The following is a 16405-nucleotide window of genomic DNA, read 5'->3' on the forward strand; positions in this document are numbered from 1 at the left end:
GGTGTGTCTGGAATATCGCGGTGTGTTTTTCGCGGATAAGTCCGCTCCTACTGCGGTACCTGCGTTACAGCAGGGTGAAACTCTGCTGCTTAACGTTCTGCGAGTCCAGGCCGATCTGCACCTCGAACTCCCCGGCCTCGGCTGCGTACTTGAGCTGGGCGTTGTAGAACTTGAGGTCGTCTTCCTTGATGCTGAAATGCACCACCTTCGATTCGCCAGGCTTGAGCGTGACGTTCTGGAAGTTCTTCAGCTCCTTGACCGGCCGCGCCATGGAGGCCGTCACGTCGTGCAGGTAGAGCTGCACCACGGTACTGCCCGCCACCTTGCCGGTGTTGCTCACGGTGATGCTGGCATCCACGCTGCCATTGCGCTTCATGGTCTGCGCCGACAGGGTGACGTCCGACAGGCTGAAGTCGGTGTAGCTCAGGCCATAGCCAAACGGATACAGCGGGCCGGTTTCCTCGTCGAAATACTGCGAGGTGTAGTTACCGGGCTTGCCTTCGGTAAACGGCCGGCCAATGGTCAGGTGGCTGTAGTACACCGGGATCTGCCCCACCGAACGCGGGAAGCTGATGGGCAGCTTGCCCGACGGGTTGTAGTCGCCGAACAGCACGTCGGCGATCGCGTTGCCGCCTTCGGTGCCGGAGAACCAGGTTTCCAGCATGGCGTCGGCTTGTTGCTGTTCTTGTACCAGGGACAGCGGCCGGCCGTTCATCAGTACCAACACCAACGGCTTGCCGGTGGCTTTCAGGGCCTTGATCAGGTCGCGCTGGGTGCCAGGGATTTCCAGGGTGGTGCGGCTGGCGGACTCGTGGGACATGCCCCGCGCCTCGCCTACCGCGGCCACGATCACGTCGGCCTGCTGCGCGGCCTGCACCGCTTCGGCAATGATCTGCTCGGCCGGGCGTGGGTCGATGTCGACTTCCTTGCGGTCGAAAATGATCCGATTGAGGAAGGCCACGGCCTCCTTGTTGTCGATGATGTTCGCGCCCTTGGCGTAGACGATTTTGGCCTTGTCGCCCACGGCATTGCGCAGGCCCTGCAGCAGGGTGATGGACTGTTCGGGGCGCCCAGCCGCCGACCAGCTGCCCATCATGTCGATTGGCGAGTTGGCCAGGGGGCCGACCAAGGCGATGGTGCCCTGTTTTTTCAAGGGCAGGGTGTTGTTGTGGTTCTCCAGCAATACCAGGCTCTTGCGCGCCACTTCACGGGCGGCGTCGCGGTGCAGGCGGCTCTCGGCATTTACGTCGGCCGGGTCGTTGCTGGCCTTGCCGATGCGCCGGTATGGGTCGGCGAACAGGCCCAGGTCGTACTTGGTGGCCAGTACCTCGCGCACGGCGTTGTCGATGTCGGCCTGGCTGATCTCGCCATCCTTGAGCAAGCCTGGCAGCTCCTTGCCGTACACCTGATCGTTCATGCTCATGTCGATGCCGGCCTTGATTGCCAGCTTGGCGGCTTCACGGTCATCGCGGGCCACGCCGTGCTTGATCAGCTCGTGAATGGCGCCATGGTCGCTGACGGTCAGGCCCTTGAAGCCCCAGCTTTTGCGCAGCAGGTCCTGCATCAGCCAGGTGTTGGCGGTGGCCGGCACGCCGTTCACCGAGTTCAGTGCCACCATCACCCCGCCGGCGCCTGCGTCCACGGCGGCACGGTAGGGCGGCAGGTAGTCCTGGAACATGCGTTGCGGGCTCATGTCGACGATGTTGTAGTCACGCCCGCCTTCCACCGCGCCATACAGGGCGAAGTGCTTGACTGCGGCCATGATGCTGTCGGGCGCCGCGACGTCCTTGCCCTGGTAACCCTGCACCATCACCTTGGCGATGCGCGAGACCAGGTAGGTATCCTCGCCAAAGCCTTCGCTGGTGCGGCCCCAGCGCGGGTCGCGGGCGATGTCGACCATCGGCCCGTAGGTCATGTCGATGCTGTCGGCGCTGGCCTCGACGGCCGCGGTGCGTGCGCTCAGGCCGATGGCGTCCATGTCCCAGCTCGAGGCCAGGGCCAGGCTGATCGGGAACAAGGTGCGCTGGCCATGGATCACGTCATAGGCGAAGAACATCGGGATCTTGAGCCGGCTGTCATTGATGGCCGCGTCCTGCATCGGGCGGTTTTCCGCAGGCGTCACCGAGTTGAAGGTACCGCCGATGTTGCCGGCGGCGATCTCCTTGCGGATCTGCTCGTGGGTCATTTCCGGCCCGATGGAAATCAGCCGCAGTTGGCCGATCTTCTCTTGCAGGGTCATCTTCTTCATCAGGTCGGCGATGAAGGCTTCCTTGGTTTTCAGCGGCGAAGGTGGTGTGGCGGCCAGCACCGGTTGACAGGCCAGGCCGACGAGCAGGCCCAGCAAACACAGCTTCTTCATGAAATGGTCTCGTGGCTCGCAAGGGTTCCCGACGGGAGGAACGGGCCAGCCTAAAAGGGTTTAAGCGAATTTTTTGTAATGTGCTGGCATCTTTTAGCCGATTGAGTGGCATCAGGCCAGAGGTGATTTGTAAGGGGGTGAAATAAGGCCGGTGCCTGCGAATACTTATCCAGCCGCGCCGGTGCGGTCGGGGGCGCTTTGGCCGAGGGCTCAAGAACAATCCTTTGCGGCCGAGAAAGGTGTTTCTGAATGGATTTCTGGAGACTGCTGTGCGTCGTATGATCCTGGCGATTTCGATCGCCACCCTGGCCGGTTGCGCCACCCCCTCGCAAAAGGTCGATCAGTTGCTGGAGGGCCTGCTGTCGCAACCGCTGACCCCGGACAGCGTGTACCGCGATGGCGACACCCTGAGCTTCGGCGTGGTCGGCGATACCACGCTCGACAAGGTACCGCGCAGCGCGCAGTTCGAGGCCACGTGCAGTGCCCAGTCGGTCAACATTATGTACCTGGACGGCATGCGCCGCCTGTACCTGGGCGGCAACGGCCGCAGTTACTATGAACCGCATCGCTTGCAGGCCAATGTCGCCGCGGCCCTTTACCGAAATCCCTCGTTTACCCAGGCCTGCGCCCAGACAGCCAAGCCTGACTGGCGCATCGTCAAGGCCGACGCTCACCAGAACTGGGTGATGATCGACCGCAACAGCCTGGCCGACGATGGCCGTGAGGTTAAGTTCTGGGGCGCGTACGATCAGCCCGAGATCCTCACAGACATGCCCTACAACGCCCCTTACGCACAGAAGCGCGAGCGTTATGCAGTGAACTGTTCGAGCAAACAGTGGCGCATGCTGGCCGGCTACGACGTGAACGCCAGCAACCAGGTGACCGACGGGCGAATCGAGGCTGCGCCGCAGGCCAAGCCGTTCAATGAGGCCTCGGCTGATTACGCCGTGTTGATCAATCAAGTGTGCGAAGGCCGTGGTGCATTGGCCCAGTTACCGGCCTATACGCCTCGGCCCAAGGTGTCGGCGCCGATGGCCCTGCGCCCGGTCAGCCCGCAGGTGCTCGATAGCATCGCCAGGTCTGGCCTGCCAGCGCCGGCCAAGACGCTGAGCTACCTGCGCATGGGGGGGACCTCCACCAGCCGTGGCAGCACCACGCCATTGGTCGAAGAGTTGTTCATCACTCGCGACGCAACGACCGGGCAGTTGGCGACCACCCTGCGTGGCAAGGGGTATGAGGGTAACCGCATCAGCTGGCGCGGCCTGGTGTCGCTGAGTGAAGCGACCCGCTATGGCACCAGCATGTCGGAAACCTCCAGCGTGACCCAATTGAGCCTGGAAGGTGATTGGCGGAACATGCCGGTGGGTTCGCAGCTGACCTACACCCGCCAGGGCTCCACCTTGAACAGCATCGTCGGCAGTTACGGCGATAAGCCAATGGTGACCGACTGTAAGGTGACCGGCGAGCGCGCAGCCAATGAACTGAACCCGGCCTTGAGTGGCGGGGCCAAGACGTTGGATTGCATGAGCCGCGAGGACAAGTACAAGCAGTTGGGGCATTACGTGTACCTGCAGGACTATGGCTTCTTCCTGACGACCGGCAGTGACAAGAACAGCTTCTTTTACTCGGAGCGCCATATCGAGCAGGTGCAATAACCCCTCAAATATCCCTGTGCCCGGCCGGCCTTCATCCGTAAAATGTGCGCAATCACTTTTTTACTGCTGTGCCACTGGGCACGCCCCAGGATCATTTGTCATGTCTGCCTCCACCCTTGCCAGCCAAACCGCACCGGATCACCACGCCGATTTTCTCGCGCTGCTCGACACCGGCCTTCAGCAGAACGCCGTGGTCAAGTTGGTGCTGGCGCGTTACGTGGGCAGCGAGGCAGACCTGCAGCGGGTCACCATCAAGCCGTTGCTGGTCAAGGATCAGCCGTGCCTGACCTTCGTTTACCGCTATAAAACCCGCGACATCACCAAGAATTTTCCGCTGGCCGAGGCCCAGGCGCTAATCGCCGAGTGGCTGCCGGGCTCGTTCAAGAATGCTCACCTGCTGACCCTCACCGACGAGGTGCAGTTGGAGTTCAGCAAAAAGAACAAGCCCATGCTGCACCGTAACAAGGCCCAGCAGGTACGCGAAGTGCAGGCCGCCGGGCATGACCGCGAGAAGAAGCGCTACCTGGAACTCAGCCGGCCGTTCCTCAAGGACCTGGGCGTGACCAATGCCCAGCATGAGCTGATCCCGGCCATGTCGCGCAAATGGAAGCAGATCAACAAGTTCATCGAGGTGTTTTCCCACGCCTTCGCCAGCGCAGCCATCCCGGCCGACCAGGCGGTGCGCGTGGCTGACTTTGGTTCGGGCAAGGGCTACCTGACGTTTGCCATCCACGATTACTTGAGTAACAGCCTGCAGCGTGAAGCCCAGGTCAAGGGCGTGGAGCTGCGCGAAGACATGGTCACCCTGTGCAACAACGCCGCTGCGCATCTGGAGCACCCGGGCCTGGTGTTCGAGCATGGCGACGTGCGTACGGTGGTGCCCAGCGCCATCGACGTGATGATTGCCTTGCATGCCTGCGACATTGCCACTGACTACGCCATCCATACCGGCATTCGCACGGGCGCTGCGATCATCATGTGCTCGCCATGCTGCCACAAGCAGATCCGCCTGCAGATCCAGAGCCCGGGCCTGCTCAAACCGATGCTGCAATACGGCCTGCACTTGGGCCAGCAGGCCGAGATGGTCACCGACAGCTTGCGTGCGCTGTACCTGGAAGCCTGTGGCTACGAGACCAAGGTGTTCGAGTTCATCTCGTTGGAACACACCAACAAGAACAAAATGATTTTGGCGGTGAAACGTGCGGGGCCGGTGAACCCGGCCCCGCTGTTGGAGAAGATCGAGGCGTTGAAGGCGTTCTATGCCATCAACGAGCATTGCCTGGAGACCTTGCTCAAGGCCGATGGATTGATTTGAGGCTTTCGCGGATAAATCCGCCCCTACAGGGTGGGGCGGATTTATTTGCGAACCAGGCGCGGGCGCTTAAACCGCGTCAGCCACCACTCGCCGCGCCAGCACGCGCTTGCGCCAGATGCGAACCAGCGGCAGCAGCAGCATGATCGCCGTCAACACCCATACCCCGAAGGTGATCGGGCTGGACCAGAGGATCTGCAACTCGCCGTTGGAAATCGACAGCGCCCGGCGCAGGTTCTGTTCCATCAGCCCGCCCAGGATGAACCCCAGCAACACCGGCGACAGCGGGAAGTCCAGCTTGCGCAGGATGTAGCCGAAGATGCCGATGCCGATCATCAGGAACAGGTCGAAGGTGGTGGCGTGCACCGCGTAAACGCCGATCGCGGTGATGATCGCGATCACCGGCACCAGCGCCCAGTTCGGCACGGCGAGGATACGGGTGAAGATGCGGATCATCGGGATGTTAAGGATCACCAGCATGATGTTGGCGATGAACAGCGAGGCGATCAGGCCCCAGACGATGTCCGGTTGCTGTTGAAACAGCAGGGGGCCGGGGGTGATGTTGTACAGCGACAGCGCGCCGATCATCACCGCCGTGGTGCCGGAGCCGGGGACGCCCAGGGTCAGCATCGGCACCAGGGCGCCGCAGGCCGAAGCGCCGATAGCCGTTTCAGGCGCCGCCAGGCCGCGCTTGTCGCCCTGGCCGAAAGTGCCGCTGGCGCCCGCCATGCGTTTTTCGGTCATGTAGGCCACGGCGCTGGCCAGGGTGGCGCCGGCACCCGGCAACACGCCCATGATAAAGCCCAATAGCCCACAGCGGATGTTGACCGCGAACACCGAGGCCGCTTCCTTGAAGTTGAACATCATGCGCCCGGTGGCTTTTACCGCCTCCTGGCCACGATGGGTTTTTTCCAGCAACAGCAGGATTTCGCTGATGGAGAACAGCCCCAGCACCAGCACCACGAACTGGATGCCGTCGGCCATGTGGATGCTGTCACCGGTAAATCGGTACACGCCGCTGTTGGCGTCGATGCCGACGCTGGATAGAAACAGCCCGATCAGCGCCGCCACGAAGGTTTTCAGCGGCCGGTTGCCGGCCATGCCACCCAGGCAGACGATGGCGAACACCATCAACACGAAGTATTCCGCCGGGCCGAAAGCGATCGCCCATTTGGCCAGTAGCGGCGCAAACAGCACCATGCCGCAGGTGGCGATGAACGCGCCGATGAACGAGCTCCACGCCGACAACGACAGCGCCACGCCGGCCATGCCCTGGCGGGCCATGGGGTAGCCGTCCAGGGTGGTCATCACGGTGGAGGCCTCGCCCGGGATGTTCAGCAGGATCGAACTGATGCGCCCGCCGTATTCGCAGCCCAGGTACACCGCCGCCAGCAGGATCAGTGCCGACTCCGGTGGCAGGCCCAGGGCGAAGGCGATGGGGATCAGCAGCGCCACGCCGTTGATCGGGCCCAGGCCCGGCAGCAGGCCGACCACGGTGCCGATCAAGGTGCCGCACAGCGCGGTGACCAGGTTGTAGGGGCTCAGCGCGACGCCGAAGCCCTGGCCCAGATAGCCTAAAGTATCCATCTCAATTCTCCAGAACGTCGAGCAGGCCCAGGGGCAGTGGAACGTCCATGACCTTGTCGAACAGCAGATAAAGGCCGACGCTCATCAGGCTGATGATCACAATGCTGGGCAGCCAGCGGCCGCCGTACAGGCGGGCCATGGGAATGCCGATCAGGATGCTGCTGAGCACGAAGCCCAGCGGCTCGAACAGCCCGGCGAACACCAGCAGCAGCGCCACGCAGATGCCGATCTTGGTCAGGGTTTCGCGGTCCAGCGGCGGCTCGTCGTCGCTGTGCACGATGGGGGCCGGGCGAAAGACCATGTACAGCAGCGCCAGGCTCATCAGCCCAAGCATCAGCAGTGGATAGGCGCGCGGGCCCACCGGTTCGTAGGAAAACGCCGCCTGGTAGGGCCAGGCCATGGCCGCGAGGCAGGCACAGGCCAGCAGCAGGGCGCCGGCAAACAGTCGTTGCAGGATCATGGGGAAGCTCTCCGCAAAATGGGGCTTACTGGATCAGGCCGAATTCCTTGGCCAGTACCTTGTAGTCCGCCACCTGTTTCTTCACGTAGGTGTCCAGCTCCGGGCCAGTCATGGCGAAGGGGAACAACTCGCGCTGGTCACGCAGCTTGTCGAAGTCCTCGGAGGCCAGCATTTTGTCGAAGGCGGCCTTCCACCAGTTGTATTCCTCGTCGGTCACTTTCGGCCCCACGTAGAAGCCGCGCACTACCGGCCAGACGATGTCGTAGCCCTGTTCCTTGGCGGTGGGGATGTCTTTCATTTCCGGCTCGTCGATGCGCTTGTCGGCGAACACCGCCAGCAGGCGCATGTCGCCGCTCTGGATGTGCGGCATGGAGTCGGAAATGTCGGTGCTGCCCACCTGGATGTGCCCGCCGAGCAATGCCGTGGCGATTTCGCCACCACCTTCCAGGGCCACGTAGCGCAGGTCACGCGGGTTGATGCCGGCGGCCTTGGCGATCAAGGCGGTTTGCATCCAGTCCTGGCTGCCAACGGTGCCGCCCGAGCCGATCACCACTTTGCTCGGGTCTTTTTTCAGCGCCTGTACCAGGTCGTCGAGGTTCTTGTAGGGCGAGTCACTCTTGACCGCGATGGCGCCGTAGCTGGTGCCGACCGCGGCCAGCCAGCGTACGGCGTTCTCGTCGAAGCGGCCGAACTTGCCTTGGGCCAGGTTGAGCAGCGAGCCACTGGACCAGGCCACCAAGGTGCCGGCATCGGCCGGGCGCTGGGCAACCACGGCGTTGTAGGCCACTGCGCCCACGCCGCCAGGCATGTAGGTGACGCGCATGGGTTTGGTGAGGATTTTTTCGTTGATCAGCGCGCTTTGTACCAGCTTGCAGGTCAGGTCGAAACCGCCGCCGGGTGAGGCCGGGGCGATGCATTCGGGGCGCTTGGGCTCGTCGGCGGCGAACAAGGGCGCGGCCAACAGCAGGCAGCCGGCAGCGATGAACAACGTACGCAGGGTAGGGGTCATGGGTCAGTCTCCGAAATTATTGTTATGGGGGATTACCAAAGAGCCACGCTGTAGCTGACCAACAGCCGCACTTCATCCGCATCGCGTGCGAAGTTTGAGCGGTAGGTGGCATTACGCAAGCGTACCGCGACGTTTTTCAGGGCGCCGCTTTGCACCACGTATTTGATTTCGCTGTTGCGCTCCCATTCCTTGCCGGTGCTGCCGTTGGCCAGTTCGACGTTGTCGCCGCTGATGTAGCGGCTCATGAAGCTCAGGCCCGGCAGGCCGATGGCGGCGAAGTCATAGTCGTAGCGGGCCTGCCAGGAGTGCTCCTGGGCACCGGCGAAGTCGTTGATCTGCACGAAGTTGACCAGGTAAGGGTCGCTGCCGTCGACGTAGGGGAAGGCCGTGTCGCCGGACATGTGCTGGTAGGCCGCGCTGAATTTGTGCCCGCTGAGGCTGTAGCTGAGGATGCCGTTGAGCGAGGTGTTGTCGATGTTGCCACCGCGCGCCTGGCCCTGGTCACCGCTCAAGGCCATGCGCAGGTCATAACCGAACTTGCCGACGCTCAAGGGCTGGTTGCCGACCAGGCCGACGAAATGCTGGCGGTACACGTCGTCCAGTTGCGCGAAGTGGTAGCTGCCGACCAGACGCTCGCTAAACTTGTAGTCCACGCCGGCCATGTCGAAGTGGTTGCCCGCCACCGTGCCCAAGAAGCGGCTGTTCTTGTTGTTCAGGGCGATGTCTTCGAAGCTGGTGTCGTCGCGGTCCTTGGCTTTCTCCAGGCGCCCGCCGGTGAAGGTCAGGTTTTTCAGTTCCTTGGAGGTCAGCAAGCCGCCTTCGAACGTTTGCGGCAGGATGCGCCCGTCATTGGGGCGCAAGGTCGGCAGCTCGGGGATCAGGGTGCCGATCTTGAACTCGGTGGCGCTGACCTTCACTTTACCGGTCAGGCCCAGCTTGGAATATTCGTCGGCGGCGCGGCCGTCATCGTGGGTGGGCAACAGGCCGGTGCCGGTGCGGTCGGGGCTGGAGTCCAGCTTGACCCCGAGCATGCCCAGGGCATCGACGCCAAAGCCGACGGTGCCTTCGGTGTAGCCCGACTGTAGGTTGAGCATGAAGCTCTGGGCCCATTCGTCGCGCTTGGACTGCTGCGCGCTGGTGCCGTCGCGAAAGTCGCGGTTGAAGTACATGTTGCGGGTTTCGAAGGTGGCGCTGCTGTCTTCGAAGAAATCGGCCTGGCTGACGGGGCTCAAGCCCATAAGGGCGGCGGCACTGGCCAGGGCGGTGGGGCGAAGACGGGGAAAGCGGGAAGGCAGGCACGCCTGCAGCTGCATGGACGGCATCGTCGGTGACTCCATTATTGTTCTTGTTTTTAGCGAAAACGCATCGAGGCGTTTTTCGTGTGCGGCGGGTGGGCAAACCTGCCGTTACGTGATGCTAGGGGGTGAACCTTTCGCTAACCTTTCAACACACAATCATTGTGTTTCACGCTTCACGGGGGCTTTCGCGGCTGTACACTGCGCCCGATAACAAGGCCGCAGGCCCCTCGTTTACCCGGAGAACACCATGCGAGTGCTGCTCGTCGAAGACCACCCCCAGTTGGCTGAAAGCGTGGCCCAGGCCCTCAAGTCCGCAGGCTTGACCGTCGACGTGCTGCACGATGGCGTGGCGGCCGACCTGGCTTTGGGTAGCGAGGAATACGCCATGGCGATCCTTGACGTGGGCCTGCCGCGCATGGACGGCTTCGAGGTACTGGCGCGGGTGCGTGCCCGTGGCAAGAACCTGCCGGTGCTGATGCTGACCGCGCGCAGCGATGTGAAAGACCGGGTGCATGGCCTGAACCTGGGCGCCGACGACTACCTGGCCAAACCGTTCGAGCTCACCGAACTTGAAGCGCGGGTCAAGGCGCTGTTGCGTCGCTCGGTGCTGGGCGGCGAGCGCCAGCAGCGCTGCGGCCCGTTGGTGTATGACCTGGACACGCGGCGCTTTACCCTGGGCGAGGATCTGCTGCAGTTGACCTCGCGCGAGCAATCGGTGCTGGAGGCGTTGATCGCCCGGCCAGGCAGGGTCATGAGCAAAGAACAGTTGGCGGCCCAGGTATTTGGCCTGGACGAGGAAGCCAGCGCCGACGCCATCGAGATCTACGTGCACCGGCTGCGCAAGAAGCTCGATGGCCAGGCCATCGCCATCGTCACCTTCCGTGGCCTGGGCTACCTGCTCGAGAGCCGCGATGCGTAACGTGCGCAGCCTGCGTGGGCGGCTACTGTGGAATCTGGCGGTGCTGCTGGTGGTGCTGATGATCGCCAGTGGCCTGAGCGCCTACTGGAATGGTCGCGAGGCCGCCGACACCGCCTACGACCGCACCCTGCTGGCCTCGGCGCGGACCATTGCGGCCGGGCTGTCCCAGCGCGACGGCAGCTTGAGCGCCGATGTGCCTTACGTGGCCCTGGACACCTTTGCCTACGACAGCGCCGGGCGCATTTACTACCAGGTCAATGACATCCACCAGAAGCTGATTTCCGGCTACGAAAACATCCCGCCGCCGCCGCCCGGCACGCCGCGCACCGATGACTACCCGGCCTTGGCGCGTTTCTACAACGGCGAGTATCAGGGGCAGGATGTGCGCGTGGTCAGCCTGTTGAAGGCGGTGACCGAGCCGAACATGAATGGCATGGCCGAAATTCGCGTGGCCGAGACCGAGGAGGCGCGGGTGCGCATGGCCCGCAGCCTGATGGCCGATACCCTGCTGCGCCTGGGCATGCTGGGCCTGGGCGCGCTGTTGCTGGTGTGGTTCGCGGTGAGCGCGGCGTTGCGGCCCCTGGAGCGCTTGCGCCGGGAAGTCGAGACCCGCCAACCCGACGATTTGCGGCCGTTGCCGCTGGTGGAGGTGCAGCGCGAGCTGTGGCCGCTGGTGGGTTCGCTCAACCACTTCACCGAACGCCTGCGGGTGCAATTCGAGCGCCAGGCGCAATTTATCGCCGACGCGGCCCACGAGCTGCGCACGCCGTTGGCGGCCTTGAAGGCGCGGGTCGAGTTGGGCTTGCGCAGCGACCAACCGCCGGTGTGGCGGGAAACCTTGGAGTCGGCAGCGCAAGGCACCGATCGGCTGACCCACCTGGCCAATCAGCTGTTGTCCCTGGCCCGGGTGGAGAACGGCGCGCGGGCGATCGCCGAGGGCGGTGCGCAGTTGCTCGACCTGAGCCAGTTGGCGCGCGAGCTGGGCATGGCCATGGCGCCGCTGGCCCATGCCCGCGGCGTTGCCCTGGCGCTGGAGGCTGACCAGCCGGTGTGGCTGCGCGGCGAGCCGACCTTGCTCAACGAGTTGCTTAGCAACCTGGTGGACAATGCCCTGGCCCATACCCCGGTCGGCGGCAACGTGATCTTGCGGGTGATGGCGCCGGCGGTGCTGGAAGTGGAAGACGACGGGCCCGGTATCCCCGTGGCCGATCGCGAGCGGGTGTTCGAGCGCTTCTACCGGCGCAAGGCGCAAGGCATGGGCGCAGGTCTGGGCCTGGCGATCGTCGGCGAGATCTGCCGTGCGCACCTGGCCCAGATCAGCTTGCACGATGGGGCTCGGACAGGCTTGCGGGTGCGGGTGAGTTTTGTCGCCGGTTAGCGGAACATTTGCCTGGCTGCCAGCAACTCGTGCTCGTCGAGCAACGGCAGGGGCTGCCCCAGCTGCTTGAACGCGGGCAACTCGCACAGCGCCTGGCCACGGTTCAGCGCGCTGGCGATCTGCACCAGGTCGGCATAGTCCAGGCGGTTCGATTGACGGGTCAGGTCCAGGTAATGCCCGGGCACTTGGGCGACGGTCGAGGGGAACTCCCACACGGCCAGTATCCGATCACCAATGATCGGGTGGATGGCCTCGATCACATGGTTCAGGCACACCGGGTCAGACAGCAAGTCGTTGCAGTCCTGGGCGTAGGTCAGGATGGGCAGCACGCCAATCTGGTGCACCAGCCCCGCCAAAGCCGCCTGGTCGGTGTGCAGTGCACTATAACGGCGGCAAAGTTCGGCGCAAATGCCCGCCACTTCAAGGCTGTTTTCCCATACTTCACGCATTTTGCTTTCGACCGCAGGCGAGCGGGCATGAAAGATCTGCTCGATCACCAGGCCGATCGCCAGGTTGCAGCTGTAATTGACCCCCAGGCGGGTAATGGCCGTGTTCAGCCCGGTCACCTCGCTGCTGACCCGCAGCAGCGGGCTGTTGACCACTTTGATTAACCGCGCCGCCAAGGCCGGGTCACTGCCGATCACCCGGCCCAGGGCGTTCAGGCTGATGTTCTGGTCTTCGGCAGCCTCGCGAATGCGCCAGGCCACCTCGGGCAGGGTTGGCAGCACGAGGTCGTCATTGGCGATCGCCTCGAGCAGTTGCGTTTGAACCGTTTGCGCCAGCTTGCTCATCAATGCTCTCTAAAAAGCTTAACGCTGAATCTCGCGGTCGCGGTCCAGTGTGTAAGGCAGGTCGAGCAGTTGCAGGGGCGCGCCTTCCAGGCTGCCCAGGTGGATGTTGCCATCCTCCACGGCCTCGGCTTGAAGCACCGCCAGGAGTTCAACGCCACCGTCGGCACGGGCAGCCAGGGCGACCTCACCGATGGCGCTGTTGTGTTTGGGTGAAAACAGCGCGGCCCCCGGCAGCGGCAGTTCATCGCCGGCCAGGCTCAGGCGGTACAGGCGACGCTTGAGCTTACCCAGGTACTGCATGCGCGCGACGATTTCCTGGCCGGTGTAGCAGCCCTTCTTGAAGCTGACGCCGCCCACGGCTTGCAGGTTGAGCATTTGCGGGATGAAGGTTTCGCGGGTTTCGGGCATCACCTGGGCAACACCGGCGCGCACCTGCCCCAGTAGCCAGGCATTGAGATCGCCTTCGGCCAGGCTGGCCGACAAACGGGCCTTGATGGCATCGGCTTGCTCGGCAGCAACCCAGAGTTCGGCGCGCGCTGGCGACACGCGAATGGCGATCAAATCGTCGTGGCGGGCCACGCTGTGAGTGTCTTGTGGCAGTTCCAGGCCCAGTTCGCTCAGTACTTGATCCGCTTCGCTCAAGCCCAATCGCACCCAGGCAGCACTCTCGTCGGTGAGCTTGGACTTGGAAAACACCGCGTACTTTTTCAGGTCCGCCAGTTGCGGTTCGATCAGCTCGCGGGCCATGGCCAGCAGGCAGCCGTCGCCTTGCAGCAGGATGCGGAAGCTGGACTGCATGCGACCCTTTTGCGTGCAGCGCGCGCCCAGGCTGGCGGTGGTGTCGTTGAGGTAGTTGATGTTGCAGGTCAACTGGCCCTGCAAAAACTTGCCGGCATCGGAGCCGCGGACGGCGAGAACGCCTTCATGGGTGAGCGTGCAGAAAAAAGCGGAATCGGCCATGGGAGATCGCAAGGGCTAAAAGACTGGGCACCATCATAGAGCGGCGGTGGGAAAATAGGTAGGCGACGATTGGGTAAGGGGGCCCGGGTTCGCGGATACACGGGCCCTTAGGCGCGGATTTATCCGCGTAAAGGCCACCGCGCTTTCACTTTGCTACAAGAGTCGTATGGACATGCCCCCTTGCGTTCAGCTCTGTATACTGGCCGCCTATTTGAGGAGAGCTCCATGGTCGAAGATGTTGAACTCAACCGACTCTACTGGCACAGCCGCCGCGGCATGCTGGAACTGGACGTGTTGCTGGTGCCTTTTGTCCGTGAGGTCTACGCGCACCTCAACGATGTCGACCGCGACGTGTATCGCCGTCTGCTGGAGTGCGAAGACCAGGACATGTTCGGCTGGTTCATGGAACGCGCCGAGTCCGAAGACCCTGAGCTGCAGCGCATGGTTCGCATGATCCTGGACCGTGTCCAGCCCAAGTGACCGCTTCGAATGCCGCTGGCGCGCCTCGGGGCGGTTGCTGGCGGCGTACCTGGCGGCTCAGGGGCTGGCACTGATCGCCTTGCTGCTGCTCGATATTCCCTTCTTGTTGACCTTCGCTGGCGTATTGCTGTGCCTGGCCCATGGGGCCTGGGTGTTGCCACGGCAAGTGCTGCTCAGCCACCCCCACGCCTATACCCGTTTGCGTCGCAGCCCTGACGGCTGGGCGCTGTGGTGTGCCCGTGACGGTTGGCAACCGGTGCAATTGCTGCCCGACAGCCTGGCATTGCCAGGGCTGGTGGTGTTGCGTTTTCGCCGCAAGGGCCGGTGGTGGGGGCAGGGGCTATGCATCCCCGCCGACGCGTTGGCGCCGGATCAACACCGGCGCCTGCGCTTGCGGCTCAAGTTCAGTCGCCGAAGGTGGGCGGCGTCAGAATAGTGTCCAGCGCCTCGGGCAGCATGTCCGGGTAATCCAGCGTGTAGTGCAAGCCACGACTTTCCTTGCGCTGCATGGCCGAGCGGATCATCAGCTCGGCCACCTGGGCCAGGTTGCGCAACTCGATCAGGTCGCGGCTGACCTTGTAGTTGCTGTAGAACTCGTCGATCTCGTCCAGCAGCAGGCGCACCCGGTGTTCGGCGCGTTGCAGGCGCTTGGTGGTGCGCACGATCCCCACGTAGTCCCACATGAACCGCCGCAGTTCGTCCCAGTTGTGCGCGATGATCACGTCCTCGTCCGAGTCGGTCACCTGGCTTGCATCCCAGCCGGGCAGTTGCTCGGGCATGGGCGTGTGGCCCAGTTGCTCGATGATGTGGGTGGCAGCCGAGCGGCCATACACGAAGCATTCGAGCAGCGAGTTGCTGGCCATGCGGTTGGCGCCATGCAGGCCGGTGAAGCTGGTTTCGCCGATGGCGTACAGGCCGGGCACGTCGGTGCGGCCTTGATCGTCGACCATCACGCCGCCGCAGGTGTAATGCGCGGCGGGTACCACGGGGATCGGCTGGCGGGTAATGTCGATGCCAAACGCCAGGCAGCGCTCGTACACGGTGGGGAAGTGCGCTTTGACGAATTCGGCGGGCTTGTGGCTGATGTCCAGGTACACGCAGTCCACGCCCAGGCGTTTCATTTCATGGTCGATGGCCCGGGCCACGATGTCCCGTGGGGCCAGTTCGGCGCGCTCATCGAAGCGCGGCATGAAGCGCTCGCCGTTGGGCAGCTTGAGCAACGCACCTTCGCCGCGCAGGGCTTCGGTCACCAGGAAACTCTTGGCCTGCGGGTGGTACAGGCAGGTGGGGTGGAACTGGTTGAACTCAAGGTTGGCTACCCGGCAACCGGCACGCCAGGCCATGGCGATGCCATCGCCGCAGGCGCCGTCGGGGTTGCTGGTGTAGAGGTACACCTTGGCCGCGCCGCCTGAGGCCAGCACCGTGAAGCGTGCGCCGTAGGTGTCGACCTCGCCGGTGGTGCGGTTCAGTACATAAGCACCCAGGCAGCGCTCGCCGGTCTGGCCCAGGCGGCGCTCGGTGATCAGGTCCACGGCCACGCGCTGTTCCAGCAGTTCGATGTTCGGCCGCAGGCGCGCCTGGGCCAGCAGCGTGGTGAAAATCGCGGCGCCGGTGGCGTCGGCGGCATGGATGATGCGCCGGTGGCTGTGGCCGCCTTCGCGGGTCAGGTGGAACTCGAAGGCGTTTTCGTCGTGGTCCGGGTCGTCGTCGCGGGTAAACGGCACGCCCTGGTCGATGAGCCACTGGATGGCTTCGCGGCTGTGCTCCACGGTGAAGCGCACCGCGTCTTCATGGCACAACCCGCCGCCAGCGTTCAGGGTGTCCTCGACATGGGACTGCACGGTGTCGGTGTCATCGAGCACCGCGGCCACGCCGCCCTGTGCCCAAAAGGTCGAGCCATTGGCCAGGTCACCCTTGCTCAACACGGCGATGCGCAGATGGCCCGGCAGATTAAGGGCCAGGCTCAGGCCGGCGGCGCCGCTGCCAATCACTAGAACGTCATGCTGATACTGCTGGCTCATGGGTGAATTCCGCGAATACGACCGTTGCTGTTTTTATTGGGTTTCAAGCGAGAGGGCGAAGTCTCGTTCACCCCGGTAGGCAAGCGCAATGCTCATTTGGTAGCGGGCCGGCGCTCAGGTGCGGGGCCCACTAGTATATAGAGAGGGCGAACGGCACAATAGCGTCGCCCTCATGG

At 63.5% G+C, this 16405-nt stretch carries 14 protein-coding genes; 6 read left to right on the top strand and 8 right to left on the bottom strand.

Features of this window, described 5'->3' with window-relative positions; genetic code table 11:
- Window positions 1-64 precede the first annotated feature (64 nt).
- Window positions 65-2359 carry a beta-glucosidase BglX gene (bglX, locus tag L9B60_RS17335; protein WP_249671981.1) on the bottom strand — a complete coding sequence of 765 codons (2295 nt, stop codon included), beginning with the start codon at window positions 2357-2359 and terminating at the stop codon, window positions 65-67.
- Between the two features lie 269 nt (window positions 2360-2628).
- Here bglX and L9B60_RS17340 point away from each other — a divergent pair, with 269 nt between their 5' ends.
- Complete coding sequence (locus tag L9B60_RS17340) at window positions 2629-4014, top strand: hypothetical protein (RefSeq protein WP_249671982.1); 1386 nt, start codon at window positions 2629-2631, stop codon at window positions 4012-4014.
- Window positions 4015-4114: 100 nt separating this feature from the next.
- The gene (locus L9B60_RS17345) at window positions 4115-5329 is read left to right on the top strand and encodes a class I SAM-dependent methyltransferase (RefSeq protein ID WP_249671983.1); all 1215 of its coding nucleotides are present in this window, start codon (window positions 4115-4117) and stop codon (window positions 5327-5329) included.
- Between the two features lie 66 nt (window positions 5330-5395).
- Here L9B60_RS17345 and L9B60_RS17350 read toward each other — a convergent pair whose 3' ends face one another.
- The 4 genes from L9B60_RS17350 to L9B60_RS17365 are packed head-to-tail and all read right to left on the bottom strand — an operon-like array spanning window position 5396 to window position 9704.
- Window positions 5396-6913 carry a tripartite tricarboxylate transporter permease gene (locus tag L9B60_RS17350; protein ID WP_249671984.1) on the bottom strand — a complete coding sequence of 506 codons (1518 nt, stop codon included), beginning with the start codon at window positions 6911-6913 and terminating at the stop codon, window positions 5396-5398.
- A 1-nt stretch (window position 6914) separates the two neighbouring features.
- Window positions 6915-7373, bottom strand: coding sequence for a tripartite tricarboxylate transporter TctB family protein (locus L9B60_RS17355; RefSeq protein ID WP_249671985.1), 459 nt, complete (start codon window positions 7371-7373; stop codon window positions 6915-6917).
- A gap of 25 nt (window positions 7374-7398) precedes the next feature.
- Window positions 7399-8382, bottom strand: coding sequence for a Bug family tripartite tricarboxylate transporter substrate binding protein (locus L9B60_RS17360; RefSeq protein WP_249671986.1), 984 nt, complete (start codon window positions 8380-8382; stop codon window positions 7399-7401).
- Window positions 8383-8414: 32 nt separating this feature from the next.
- A complete protein-coding gene (locus tag L9B60_RS17365) occupies window positions 8415-9704 on the bottom strand; it encodes an OprD family porin (protein ID WP_249671987.1) in 1290 nt (429 codons plus the stop codon).
- A gap of 223 nt (window positions 9705-9927) precedes the next feature.
- Between L9B60_RS17365 and L9B60_RS17370 the strand changes: the two genes are divergently transcribed.
- The gene (locus L9B60_RS17370) at window positions 9928-10599 is read left to right on the top strand and encodes a response regulator (RefSeq protein WP_249671988.1); all 672 of its coding nucleotides are present in this window, start codon (window positions 9928-9930) and stop codon (window positions 10597-10599) included.
- On the top strand, window positions 10592-11977 hold the full coding sequence (locus L9B60_RS17375) for a sensor histidine kinase (protein ID WP_249671989.1): 1386 nt from the start codon (window positions 10592-10594) through the stop codon (window positions 11975-11977). Before L9B60_RS17370 ends, L9B60_RS17375 begins: the two co-directional genes overlap by 8 nt.
- Here L9B60_RS17375 and L9B60_RS17380 read toward each other — a convergent pair.
- Together L9B60_RS17380 and ygfZ are read right to left on the bottom strand one after the other, a co-directional pair.
- Window positions 11974-12768, bottom strand: a complete 795-nt coding sequence (locus tag L9B60_RS17380; RefSeq protein ID WP_249671990.1) for an HDOD domain-containing protein — start codon at window positions 12766-12768, stop codon at window positions 11974-11976. The two genes, L9B60_RS17375 and L9B60_RS17380, sit on opposite strands and share 4 nt — an antisense overlap.
- 18 nt (window positions 12769-12786) lie before the next feature.
- Complete coding sequence (ygfZ, locus tag L9B60_RS17385; RefSeq protein WP_249671991.1) at window positions 12787-13728, bottom strand: CAF17-like 4Fe-4S cluster assembly/insertion protein YgfZ; 942 nt, start codon at window positions 13726-13728, stop codon at window positions 12787-12789.
- Window positions 13729-13953: 225 nt separating this feature from the next.
- Here ygfZ and L9B60_RS17390 point away from each other — a divergent pair, with 225 nt between their 5' ends.
- On the top strand, window positions 13954-14208 hold the full coding sequence (locus L9B60_RS17390; protein ID WP_249671992.1) for an FAD assembly factor SdhE: 255 nt from the start codon (window positions 13954-13956) through the stop codon (window positions 14206-14208).
- Entirely contained in the window at window positions 14192-14644 is a 453-nt protein-coding gene (locus L9B60_RS17395; RefSeq protein WP_249671993.1) for a protein YgfX, read from the top strand. Before L9B60_RS17390 ends, L9B60_RS17395 begins: the two co-directional genes overlap by 17 nt.
- Here L9B60_RS17395 and nadB read toward each other — a convergent pair.
- Window positions 14613-16229 (bottom strand): L-aspartate oxidase, encoded by a 1617-nt coding sequence (gene nadB, locus L9B60_RS17400; RefSeq protein ID WP_249671994.1) that lies wholly within the window; start codon window positions 16227-16229, stop codon window positions 14613-14615. The genes L9B60_RS17395 and nadB overlap by 32 nt on opposite strands.
- Window positions 16230-16405 lie beyond the last annotated feature (176 nt).

The organism is Pseudomonas abieticivorans, assembly GCF_023509015.1.
In the GTDB taxonomy this organism is placed as follows: Bacteria; Pseudomonadota; Gammaproteobacteria; order Pseudomonadales; family Pseudomonadaceae; genus Aquipseudomonas; species Aquipseudomonas abieticivorans.